The sequence below is a fragment of the Psychrobacter sp. UBA3068 genome, assembly GCF_002366815.1.
GTDB lineage: Bacteria > Pseudomonadota > Gammaproteobacteria > Pseudomonadales > Moraxellaceae > Psychrobacter > Psychrobacter namhaensis.
In genome coordinates, this window is the sequence record NZ_DFBY01000015.1 from 1 (window position 1) to 12,201 (window position 12,201).

General features: G+C 46.5%; 8 protein-coding genes. 4 read left to right on the forward strand and 4 right to left on the reverse strand.

Features of this window, described 5'->3' with window-relative positions; genetic code table 11:
• Positions 1 to 262 (forward strand): transposase (locus B2P60_RS03665; RefSeq protein ID WP_286739509.1); only part of this gene is annotated, 262 nt, incomplete at its 5' end.
• Between the two features lie 9 nt (positions 263 to 271).
• Here the strand turns inward: B2P60_RS03665 and B2P60_RS03670 are convergent.
• The 4 genes from B2P60_RS03670 to B2P60_RS03685 form a co-directional block, all read right to left on the reverse strand.
• A complete protein-coding gene (locus B2P60_RS03670) occupies positions 272 to 1,624 on the reverse strand; it encodes an ABC1 kinase family protein (protein WP_286739510.1) in 1,353 nt (450 codons plus the stop codon).
• Between the two features lie 76 nt (positions 1,625 to 1,700).
• Positions 1,701 to 2,495, reverse strand: coding sequence for a HesA/MoeB/ThiF family protein (locus tag B2P60_RS03675; RefSeq protein ID WP_286739511.1), 795 nt, complete (start codon positions 2,493 to 2,495; stop codon positions 1,701 to 1,703).
• Positions 2,496 to 2,617: 122 nt separating this feature from the next.
• A complete protein-coding gene (prmC, locus tag B2P60_RS03680; protein WP_286739512.1) occupies positions 2,618 to 3,502 on the reverse strand; it encodes a peptide chain release factor N(5)-glutamine methyltransferase in 885 nt (294 codons plus the stop codon).
• A gap of 59 nt (positions 3,503 to 3,561) precedes the next feature.
• A complete protein-coding gene (locus tag B2P60_RS03685) occupies positions 3,562 to 5,223 on the reverse strand; it encodes an AmpG family muropeptide MFS transporter (RefSeq protein WP_286739513.1) in 1,662 nt (553 codons plus the stop codon).
• Between the two features lie 744 nt (positions 5,224 to 5,967).
• Between B2P60_RS03685 and katG the strand changes: the two genes are divergently transcribed.
• The 3 genes from katG (at position 5,968) to B2P60_RS03700 (ending at position 12,125) form a co-directional block, all read left to right on the forward strand.
• Entirely contained in the window at positions 5,968 to 8,160 is a 2,193-nt protein-coding gene (gene katG / locus B2P60_RS03690) for a catalase/peroxidase HPI (RefSeq protein ID WP_286739515.1), read from the forward strand.
• A 286-nt stretch (positions 8,161 to 8,446) separates the two neighbouring features.
• The gene (locus B2P60_RS03695) at positions 8,447 to 9,376 is read left to right on the forward strand and encodes a LysR substrate-binding domain-containing protein (RefSeq protein WP_193006773.1); all 930 of its coding nucleotides are present in this window, start codon (positions 8,447 to 8,449) and stop codon (positions 9,374 to 9,376) included.
• Positions 9,377 to 9,581: 205 nt separating this feature from the next.
• Complete coding sequence (locus tag B2P60_RS03700; protein ID WP_286739514.1) at positions 9,582 to 12,125, forward strand: membrane-bound PQQ-dependent dehydrogenase, glucose/quinate/shikimate family; 2,544 nt, start codon at positions 9,582 to 9,584, stop codon at positions 12,123 to 12,125.
• Positions 12,126 to 12,201 lie beyond the last annotated feature (76 nt).

Below are 12,201 nucleotides of genomic sequence, written 5' to 3' on the forward strand. Positions count from 1 at the left end.
GCTTGCCGATAAAGCTTATGATGCCGATGCCCGTGTCATTGAACCGATTAAAGCAGTACAAGGCCATGCAGTCATACCATCTAAGTGTCATCGGCTGCAGCCAAGAGGCTTCGATAAAGAGCTCTATCAAGCACGGCATCTGATCGAGAACTTCTTTGCCAAGATCAAGCAGTACCGTGCGATTGCCACTCGTTATGATAAGTTAGCCAGTCATTTCCTCAGTGCGATTCATCTGGTTTCTTGCGTGGTCTGGCTTAATTGATGACACGCCCTAGGACACATCCAACGTTGACGCTGTATCCGTCTCGGTCTTTGTTTGTCCGAGCATTTGCACACGCTGATCGCTGAACATATCCATGTCAGGCGCAAGTGTACGCATAAAGCGATCAAAATAGAGCATCTGCTTGGTCAACAAAGCAAAGTCACGGGGAAAGTGAATACCGTGACGCTTACCAACTTCGACAATCTCAAGCATCATTGTATTAAGCTCATCGGCTTGCTCTTTACTGTTAAAAGGGACACCGCTAGTAAAGGCTTTGTCTTCTGCCATGATATTTTTCATCATACGCTGCAAATCATCCCCCAACGCCACCACGTCAACCTGATTGCCACCATGAGTCATTTCCATATCGATCATATGGCGCGCCATCGCTTGATAATCACTGTCCTGCATCGCTTGCATCATACCCATACACGCGCGCCAGCTTTCTGCTTTTAACTTGCCAACGATACCAAAGTCCAAAAAGCCAATGCGACCATCAGTCAGTAGCATTAAGTTCCCAGCGTGTAAATCAGCGTGGAAACTATTGCACAGCATAAGACTGGCAAACCATGTATTTAAAGTATCTGCCATAACTTGCGCAGGATCCGTGCAGTACTGACGCATTAGCGACTCATCTACCATAGAGACGCCGTATAAGCGACTCATGGTCAGTACCCGCTTGGTCGTTAGCGCCTCGTATACTTTTGGGGCCTCCACACGGGTATTGCCTGATACCGCTAAAAACTGCTGAAAATCTCGAATATTCTGCGCCTCAGCGATAAAATCTGTCTCAGCAAGCATACGCAGACGGATCTCATCGATAATCGGCGCGATGCTGGCAAACTTCATCGATGGCATCACCAGCTCGAGTAACTTGGTGACACCGTGCAGGACGCCTAAATCCGTCTGCATGATGGTCTCGACACCAGGTTTTTGTACTTTTAGCACCACCTCATCACCATTGTGTAGACGTGCCGCATGAACTTGAGCGATAGAGGCTGATGCTAACGGTTCTGAGTCAATATGGGCGAACATCTCATCAAGCGTCAGACCATCAATCGCCAACTCGTCTGTTAATACTTGCTCAATATAAGCGTAAGACAATGGCGTGGTTTGATCCAAACAGCTCTGGAACGCGGTGACATAATCACGTGGAAACAGTGAGGGCGTACTAGCAATAAACTGACCAATTTTGATATATGTCGTACCTAACTGCTCAAACGTCTCTTTGAGTAGCATCGCGTCAGGCTTTTCACCTTTGGCGACTCTTAGCGCCGACAGACCAGCGACGCTTGCCGTCTGGCGAACACGATTCACAACATTAAAAGTGTGCTTTAATAAATGCGGACGATGAATTTTCATAAAAAACAACTATGGTAATAAAAAGAAGGTGAAAGGACAGGCAAGCATGCGTTAAACAGGCAGTGTTCAATAAAGATTAGTGACTGCTACAGACAGGACACTCTGGGTCTTTGCGATAACCCATCAGCCGTTGCTGCATCTGCTTACCATCCCATAGTAGCAGCTTGTTTGTCAGTGGATTTTTGGTTAATCCCAAGTATTGCAAGGCGGCATTGGACTGTAGGTTGCCCATAATAGCCGTGGTACTGGCAAGCACGCCTGAATTGGCGCAAGTACGCTCATCATTTGCTTCATCAAGTACCACCGAACCAAACACACAGTGATAACAGCCCGTATTTAGATGCGGTTCAAACAACGCTAACTGCCCTTGCATTGCAATCGCTGAAGCCGATAATAGCGGAATTTGATAGCGCACACTGATGCGATTGATAATATCACGCGTGGCAAAATTGTCCGTACAGTCTAAGAGTAAATCAGGCTTACCCCCTGCCATATCGAGCAACTCATAAGCGTTGTCTTCATTCAATCGTGCCACCGTACCGCGCGCCGTTATCAATGGATTGATACGCTTTAGCATGATCGCCGCGGCCTGTGCTTTGGGTTGACCGATATCTTCGGGCAAAAATAGCGTTTGCCGCTGTAAATTACTCGCCTCAATCACATCATCATCAATCAGATGAACCTGCCCCAGTCCTGCTCGCACCAAGGTCTCAGAAGCGGGACAACCCAGTCCACCTGCACCAATGATTACCACTCGCGCAGACTTCAATCTTAGCTGAGCATCAATATCCCAGCCATCAAGCAATATTTGCCGCGCATAACGCAGCAACTCTTCATCTAATAACTGCCCTGTCTCGAGTGAGTGCGTCATACTTATTTGAAACCTATGATTAAACAACTTTATTATGATAAAAACTGACTACTGATTAAACGAGACTATCAACTAAAAAAACCTTCAACGATGATCGTTATTATTAAAGCGATGATTGTCAGCTATCTGCTTATTGATTGACTCTGGCCAAGTGTCACGCGATCATTACCGCCATAATCTTGCACCGTCTTGACGGACTCAAAGCCATTATCCAAAAACATGTGACGGACAGCAGCGCCTTGGTCGAAACCGTGCTCAATCGCTAGCAGCCCCCCTACACGTAAATAAGGTAATGCTTGCTCTACGATATGTTCGATATCAGCCAAACCCTGCTTGGGCGCACTTAGCGCACTGATAGGTTCGGCTTTTAGCTGTGCTAAATGCGCGTCTGCCTCATCGATGTAAGGGGGATTGGAGACGATGACATCGAATGAATTTTTCTCATACATAAAAAGCTCGTTATACCAGCTGCTTTGTATGAATTCAATGTTGGCGACATCATTGACAACGGCATTATGCCGCGCAACGTTAAGCGCTTCTTGCGATAAATCAACCGCCACCACTTGCCAGTTGGCATGCTTCAACTCATGCGCAAGACTGATGGCAATACAACCTGAGCCCGTGCCTAAATCAAGTAGTTGTTTCTTACTGGTACACGTTGGCTGAGTACTTATCCAGCCTAATACTTGCTCGACCAATACTTCCGTATCAGGCCGAGGGATCAGCGTATGCTCATTGACAGTAAAGTTAAGGGACCAAAACGCTTGCTGACCCGTTAAATAGGCTAGTGGCGTCCCTTGCTGCATTTTAACCACACCCGCATTGAACTGCATAAGCTCACTACTCGTCAGCTCATAGCCTTCATCAGTGAGTAAAAACAGCGCAGGTTTATGAATGACATGGAGTAACCAATCCGTTAGCCAAAACGACGGTAACTGATTATCCGTGTCGCCACTCGTCAGTTGCTGAATGTGCTGCTTTATTTGACGAATGGTTACTGTGGTCATAAATTACTCTTAAAAATATTGTAGGTGATAAAAAACTAACGTACTACTGAGTCCCTCCGCTACTCTGATGCGCGTGGTGGCTCTTTGGTATCTGTCAAGTTCGGATTGGCCTTGGCAAGTTTATTGGTGACGTCGTTGCCACCGTCATCATTGCCATCATTATCTCCGTAGATATCATCGTTGTCACCAATGACGATATGTTTATCAACCAGATAAATCAGCACCAAAATTGGAATACCGATGGCAAAGGTGAAAATAAAGAAGAATGGATAACCCATATTATCAACAATAGTACCTGAATAACCGCCCAATACTTTCGGCAGTAAGGTCATAAGCGATGAAAAGATGGCGTACTGTACCGCCGTAAAACGAATAGACGTCAGTGCGGATAAGAAGGCGATAAAGACCGCACTGGCCAATCCTGCCGCTAAATTATCAAAAATCACCGCCATGTACATCACAGGCAAGCTGCCTTGATGATAAGTCAACAGCACAAACAATAAGTTGGTCACACAGGCCAAAATCGCGCCGACCATCATCGCTTGCATCATGCGCAGCTTTTGCGCCATGAGGCCACCTAAAAAGCCACCGGCAATCACCATAACGACCCCAACCAACTTCACAGCGTTGGCAATATCTGTTTTAGTAAAGCCCATATCAAGATAAAAAACGTTGGAGATCACGCCAGCGACGATATCAGATATGCGGTAGAGTCCAATCAGCGCCAGTAGTAACAGGGCTTTTTTGCCGTAACGACGAAAAAAATCTGCAATAGGCTCGATCCACGTCGCTCTTGCTACCTCTTCTTTGACCACCCCGACTTTTACTAGTGCATAACCAATGACTAACGCGGTCGTCAAACTCAACGCCAAATGCACCATTTCAATTAAAAAGCCCCATAGCGCGCTCTCAGTGTCAGGCAGTATGGCCCCAACATTGGCAAACACCATGACAAAACCAATCACTGATAAAGCAAAGACCAAAACCAAACGCGTGTAGTCTGATGTCTGGCGCGGCACACGTACCTGCTCACTCACCGGCTCATGAATGAGGAGCGTAGTGACCACACCAATCCCCATAACACCCGCCATAATCCAGTAGGTATTACGCCACGCCTCATAGCTATAAAGTGCTTCTGTCGAGCCAAAATAGTCTGCTAAGTACAAAGCGCCTGCACCCGCAACAATCATGCCCAAGCGATAGCCCGCCGTATACATCGCCGATAGTACAGATTGCAGACTTGGCGGCGCAAGCTCGATACGGTACGCATCAATGACGATGTCTTGCGTGGCAGAAGAAAAACCAAGCAGGACGGCACCAACTGCCATCCAAACCAGACTGCTTTCATCGACTGGATTGACACTGGCCATCAGACAAATGGCCAGAATAATCAGTAATTGAGCGACCAATATCCAGCTGCGGCGACGACCCAATAATTTGGTTAATATAGGCAGCGGTACCGCATCGACCAGCGGCGCCCAAATAAATTTGAACGAGTAACCCAAAGCGGCCCAGCTAAACATAGTCACGACGCTGCGATCGATACCTGCTTCACGAAGCCATAGTGACAAACTTGAAAAAATAAGCAGAATTGGAATGCCAGCAACAAAGCCCAAAAACAACATGATAATAGCGCGGCGATCGAGATACGCTTTCGCCGCCTCACCCCATGATTTTTTGGCAACGGTTTGGTTGGGTGGTACAGATTTGACAGCAGACATAATCACTCACTAACACTTGGGACAAAGAACACAACTGCGCACAATTTTTATCAATCATTTTTATCAGATGTCGACCATGAGGATCGATAAAAATTGCTTAACGTTGCACAAATACGGCCGTTACAACAAAATTCAATTATGGTACTTGAGAACGCCTACCTTGACTAGATGTTTTTGCATTAACTGACTGATTGCAAGGTTTAGGGAGGGCTTATTTTTCATAGGGTAACGCAGATGACGCTAGCTTTTCATTAAGGTTACATTGACCGATGTTTTCCTTTCTATCTTCTCTCATTAAAGATGGCTAGCAATTCACTACTTTACGTGTAATATATAAGTATAGGTGACAGTAGCGCCAGATCATTTAGCGATAGCGAATAAGGACGTTGATAGCGCATTGATAATTTAAAATGTTAAGATTTTTCACGATTAATTATTTAAAACTTATAATCCTTATATATAAGTTTTATAAATTATAAATACTTAGTTATGCTTAGTACATAAGCAATGGTTATGACGATTAACTGTTTATCCACCCTATCACCATAGTCTAGGAGTTACACAATGACCGACTCAACCGCTACCCCAAATGATAAAAAAGCGACGCCAGACATGGAGCGTTGCCCTGTAAATCACAACAGCAGTACGGCTGCTACTAACACCACCTATGATCAAGGTGACGACCAAGGTCCCACCATTCATAGTGAAAATATAGATCACGCTCACGCGCCACAGCGCCCTAGTATGGGTGGCTGCCCTGTCATGCACCAAGCCCACACCACCACTTCCTCTGCCGCCACTGATTGGTGGCCGAACAGTTTGAATTTAGACATCTTGCATCAGCATGACAAAAAGACCGACCCTATGGGTGCGGATTTTGATTATGCGGAGGCTTTTAAGCAGCTAGATTTAGAAGCGGTTAAGCAAGATTTAAAAAACTTAATGACTGAATCACAAGAGTGGTGGCCAGCAGATTGGGGCCATTATGGTGGCCTTATGATTCGTATGGCCTGGCATTCTGCTGGTACTTATCGTCGTGCTGACGGTCGCGGCGGCTCTAATACGGGTAATCAACGCTTTGCCCCATTAAATAGCTGGCCTGACAATGTCAACCTTGATAAAGCCCGTCGCCTGTTATGGCCTATCAAGAAAAAATACGGCAGTAAATTGTCTTGGGCAGATTTGATGATTTTAGCGGGCAATATGGCCTACGAATCGATGGGTTTTAAAACCTTAGGTTTTGCTGGTGGGCGCGCTGACATTTGGCATCCAGAAAAAGACATCTATTGGGGCTCGGAGCGTGAGTGGCTGGCCGCTACCGAAAATCGTTACGACAGCGATGAAAACCGTGAGTCGCTTGAAAACCCGTTAGCAGCGGTACAGATGGGCTTAATCTATGTCAACCCTGAAGGTGTTGATGGCAATCCTGACCCACTAAAAACCGCTAAAGACATGCGTACTACCTTTGCTCGCATGTCCATGAACGATGAAGAAACGGTGGCATTGACCGCGGGTGGACACACCGTTGGTAAGTGTCATGGTAATGGCGATGCGACTGTATTAGAAGATGAACCAGAAGCCGCTGATGTGACTGAGCAAGGCTTAGGCTGGCGCAATCCTAAAGGTCGTGGCAATGCAGGCGACACCGTTACAAGTGGTATTGAAGGGGCCTGGACAACCAATCCTACTCAATGGGATCACGGCTACTTCGAGCTTCTGTTAGGTCACAACTGGGCATTGACTAAAAGTCCAGCAGGCGCTTGGCAGTGGGAGCCAACCGACATCAAAGAAGAAGACCGCCCGCTAGATGCGCACGATCCAAGTGTACGCCGCAACCCAATCATGACTGATGCGGACATGGCCTTGATTAAAGACCCTATATACCGTGAGATTTCAGAGAAGTTTCATCAAAATCCAGACTATTTCGATGAAGTCTTTGCAAAAGCATGGTTTAAACTGACGCACCGTGATTTAGGTCCTAAGTCTCGCTATTTAGGCGCAGACGTACCAAGCGAAGACTTTGTCTGGCAAGATCCTACTCCAACCGGCAACACTGACTTGACGGCTGATGATATTGCAACTTTAAAATCGCAAGTGTTAAGTAGTGGGCTGAGCCGCCGTGAGCTAATTATCACGGCATGGGATAGCGCACGTACTTTTCGCGCCTCAGACTATCGCGGCGGCGCCAACGGTGCACGCATTCGTCTAGCACCGCAAAAAGACTGGGTAGGTAACGAGCCTGAGCAGCTCCATCGGGTGCTTGAGACGTTGACACGTATTCAAACGGAATTTAGCAAAGACGTCAGCTTAGCCGACCTGATTGTTTTGGCTGGTAATGCCGCGATCGAGCAAGCCGCAGACGCCGCGGGCGTAGACATCACTGTCCCATTTAAAGCGGGGCGCGGTGATGCAACCGACGCCATGACTGACACGGACTCATTCTCTGATTTGGAACCTTTACACGATGGCTATCGTAACTGGGTTCAAGGTGAGTACATCGTATCACCTGAAGAGATGCTGCTCGATCGCACTCAATTGATGGGCTTGACCGCGCCTGAGATGGTGGTGCTGATCGGTGGTATGCGCGTGCTAGATACCAATCATGGTCAAAGCCAATATGGCGTCTTTACTGAACGAGCGGGCGTGCTGACCAATGACTTTTTTGTCAACTTAACGGATATGAACTACACTTGGCATCCTGTAAAAACAAGCGATAACACAAGCAGTACCGCTAATACTTATGAGGTACGCGAGCGTAGTACAGGAAAAACCAAATGGCAAGCCAGCCGTGTGGACTTAGTGTTTGGCTCAAACTCTATATTGCGTTCTTACGCTGAACTGTATGCGCAAGACGACAATTTAGAAAAATTCGTTCATGATTTCGTCCGCGCTTGGAACAAAGTCATGAATGCGGATCGTTTTGATATCGCTGAGTAAGGTACTAACTCACTCCAATCTTAGTGATTGAATGTACAATCGATAAACCGCTGTCTTCTAGAAGACAGCGGTTTTTTTATGCAGTCAGGGCCGCTTATTTCCCATCATTCCTGCTTATCTTTAAATAAATGAGAAACTCTATATTCCCAATTATTATAAATTGATAGCTATTTATTATATACAAGAATAATAACTTTGTTTTACACTACTCCTTTACGACATATTTTTACCTTTTCATTTTATGTATACAGACAGGGTTTGTATATTTACACAATAGGATTCAATAATGGCAATCGATGTAGTGGTCAATCAGCGGCATTTACAAATTCAGCTCAAACAGCTGGAGACAGTATGGCATACGGTGATTAATGGCTATAACTTAAGCCAAGCAGCGACAGTACTGCACACCAGTCAATCGAGCTTGTCAAAACACATTGCTGCGCTTGAGAATCAACTTAAAACCGAAGTTTTCATTCGTCAAGGCAAACGGCTAACCGGCTTGACTTCTATGGGCACAGCCCTCATGCCGCACATCGAATCGATATTTGCTGAAATCCGTACGATTGAAAACCTTAGCCTTGATTTTAACAATCCAAATATCGGCACACTAACCATTGCCACCACTCACACGCAGGCGCGTTATGTGTTGCCACAAGTGGTCAAAGAATTCAAAGATCGTTTTCCTAAGGTCAATTTGATCCTCCAACAAGCAGATCCTGAGACCATCGCGCAGATGGTCATTCGTGGTCAAGCGGACATTGGTATTGCCACCGAGTCTCTACTTCATAACAGTTACCTCAGATGCTACCGATACTATGACTGGACGCATCGCGTCATCGTACCAAGCGATCATGAACTTGCCAACCAAGCGTCTATTGACTTACCAACTCTTGCCAGCTACCCCATTGTCACCTATCACGGCGGCTTTACGGGACGCGGGGCGATTGACAAGACTTTTGAGGAAGCCGGCTTAGAGCCAGATATCGTCATAGCAGCGCTCGATGCTGATGTGATCAGCACCTACGTGGGTCTTGGTTTAGGCATTGGTATTATCGCAGAAATGGCATTTGAGCCGAGCCACTATCAAAACTTAACGGCCATTCCAGTGGATCATTTTGGCCGCTTCACCAGTTGGATGGCCGTACGTGATGACGCAGAGATTCGCCAATACGGTCGTGCCTTTATGGAGCTGTGTCAGAAACAATTTGACAACTAAAACAAGGCGGCTAAACCGCTGGTGTCACCTTACCCTACCTTTACCGAGCTTATGTATAAGTGATAAAATAGAGTCTAGAATGTTATTCAACGTTTGATTTGTTTTTTATTTCTGCATGTATTGCTGGACGCCTAGACATTTAATTGTGCCTGGGTGTCGATCACTGCATGTCCATTTGCTCTTATGTAAACAGGTGATACCGCTCATGGAAAAACTCGTAGCGATCATTATGGCAGTTTTTGCCGCCCCTTTGCTGATCGGCGGCGCTTATCTGCTCTCTTTAGGGGGCAGTCCCTATTATGTTATTGCTGGCATCACGATGCTCGTCACAGCATTTTTATTGTTTAAAAGACATTGGAGTGCTTACGGGCTCTACACTGTCTTTATTATTGCCACTGTCGCTTGGGCACTTTGGGAGTCCGGCTTTTATTGGTGGGCACTAGCGCCTCGAGTCGGCTTTCCACTCATATTTGGCCTGTTGATGTTGTTGCCTTGGGTAGCTAATAAGATGCACGGCAAGAAAACCCGAGTATCGGCAGATACTACTAACAGCGCGCTAAATAAAGACAATTTTAAGAAAAACCCTCTTTATTATTGGGGTCTGTTAGCCAGCGTTGGTGTTGGTGCCCTGCTTTCTTTTGGCAGCTTAGCAAACAACGCCACAGACAAATTAGGCGAACTTGATTTAACCGCCACTTCAACTGATACGTCTGCCAGTCTTGGTGACCCACTATCAAATGGTGAGCAAACGTCAGAGGGTGAATGGAGTGCATATGGTCGTACTGACTATGGGCAACGCTACTCTCCTCTGACTCAAATCAACACCAGTAACGTTAAAGACTTAGAGCTTGCTTGGCAAATCCAAACAGGCGATGTAAAAGGTCCTAATGATGTCGGTGAGACGACCTATCAAGCCACGCCCCTAAAAATCGGCAATGCTTTATTCATGTGTACTCCGCACAACTGGGTATTGGCATTGGATGCAGACTCTGGTGAGACCTTGTGGAAGTTTGATCCTAAAGTAGAAAAAAACCTACAACGTCAACACCAAACGTGTCGAGGCGTGTCCTACTATGCTGGTCAAGCGGATGCTGATAACGTCGTTGCAGACACCAATACGGCAGCAAGTGGCAATAGTAGTGTCATCAACACTGCTACTAGTAAAGCGACCACCAGCAATGTGATGGTACAAAAAATTGCGGGCAACACTTTTGATAACGCCTCGACTCAATGCGATGCCAAAATCTTTATTCCTACCTCTGATGCCAAATTATACGCACTCGACCCAAACACTGGACAACGCTGTCAAGATTTTGGTGACGATGGTGCGTTAGATTTGATGCATAACATGCCCTTTAAGCAAGCCGGTTACTATTATTCGACCTCTCCACCGATCGTCGCAGGCGGTGTTATTATTGTGGCGGGGGCAGTCAATGACAACTATGATGTCAACTCTCCCTCTGGTGTTATCCGTGCTTATGATGTCAATACTGGCGAGCTCATGTGGAACTGGGATTCAGGCGATCCTGACAAAACAGCACCTTTTGACGTCAATGATCCAACCCAAGTTTATCGCACCAGCTCGCCAAATTCATGGTCGACAGCCAGTGCCGATGAAGCGCTTGGATTGGCGTATTTCCCAATGGGTAATCGTACGCCCGACCAACTAGGTAGCTATCGAAACGCCGCTGAAGAAAAATACGCGACGTCCGTTGTTGCTTTAGATCTCAAAACGGGTGAAGCACGCTGGGTTCAGCAGTTTGTTCATCACGATCTTTGGGATATGGATACACCTGCCCAGCCCACGTTGCTGGATCTAGACACCGCCGATGGCGTACAGCCTGCCCTTGTCGTTCCTACTAAACAAGGCGATGTCTATGTCCTAAACCGTGCGACAGGTGAACCCATTGTACCGATCAAAGAGCGTCCAGCACCCCAAGGTTATCTGGTAGCGGGTGAACACGCCGCTCCCACGCAGCCTTACTCTGCTTTGAGCTTTGAGCCTGAGCCACTCACTGAAAAAGACATGTGGGGTGCAAGCTTAATTGATCAGATGATGTGCCGTATTGAATTTAATCAGCTCAATTATGATGGTCGTTATACGCCACCATCGGTTGAAGGCACTCTGGTCTATCCTGGCAATTTCGGTACCTTTAACTGGGGCGGTATTGCTGTCGATCCTAAAAATGGCGTAATGTTTGGTATGCCAACTTATCTGGCATTTAAGTCAAAACTCATTCCTAGAGACAATCTTGGTGATGCAGAAACCAATAAAGGTGAACAAGGGGTTAATGCCAATAAAGGCGCAGACTATGCGGTAGAAATGGGACCCTTCTTATCACCGTTAGGCGTACCATGTCAGCAGCCACCATGGGGCACCATAGCAGGGGCTAACCTAGCGACCGGTGAGATTGCCTATCAGCGTAAAAATGGTACTGTACAGGATTTATCGCCTATTCCACTAAAACTGGAGCTGGGTGTTCCTGGTATTGGTGGACCCATTATTACCCAAGGGGGCGTGGCATTCTTGTCAGCTGCTACTGAAAACAATTTCCGCGCTTATGATTTAAAAAATGGCGACGTGTTGTGGAATGTGCGCATCCCCGCAGGCGGTCAGGCCACGCCAATGACCTACTTGAACTCTAAAGGTGAGCAAATGGTAGTGTTGGTTGCTGGTGGACATGGTTCAGTTGGCACAACTATTGGTGACTATGTCATGGCCTATAAACTTGCCGATCAAGCCGAATAGTATTATGTGTTATTGATCAGACCGTTCTAGGGCGTGTCATCAAATAGAACAGTTATTTTAGAATAAGCTATACTAA

Bases quoted from the DNA above. Each gene is read 5' to 3' on its own strand.
- B2P60_RS03670 (WP_286739510.1), bottom strand. From the start codon at position 1,624: ATGAAAATTCATCGTCCGCATTTATTAAAGCACACTTTTAATGTTGTG.
- B2P60_RS03675 (WP_286739511.1), bottom strand. From the start codon at position 2,495: ATGACGCACTCACTCGAGACAGGGCAGTTATTAGATGAAGAGTTGCTG.
- prmC (WP_286739512.1), bottom strand. From the start codon at position 3,502: ATGACCACAGTAACCATTCGTCAAATAAAGCAGCACATTCAGCAACTG.
- B2P60_RS03685 (WP_286739513.1), bottom strand. From the start codon at position 5,223: ATGTCTGCTGTCAAATCTGTACCACCCAACCAAACCGTTGCCAAAAAA.
- katG (WP_286739515.1), top strand. From the start codon at position 5,968: ATGGGTGGCTGCCCTGTCATGCACCAAGCCCACACCACCACTTCCTCT.
- B2P60_RS03695 (WP_193006773.1), top strand. From the start codon at position 8,447: ATGGCAATCGATGTAGTGGTCAATCAGCGGCATTTACAAATTCAGCTC.
- B2P60_RS03700 (WP_286739514.1), top strand. From the start codon at position 9,582: ATGGAAAAACTCGTAGCGATCATTATGGCAGTTTTTGCCGCCCCTTTG.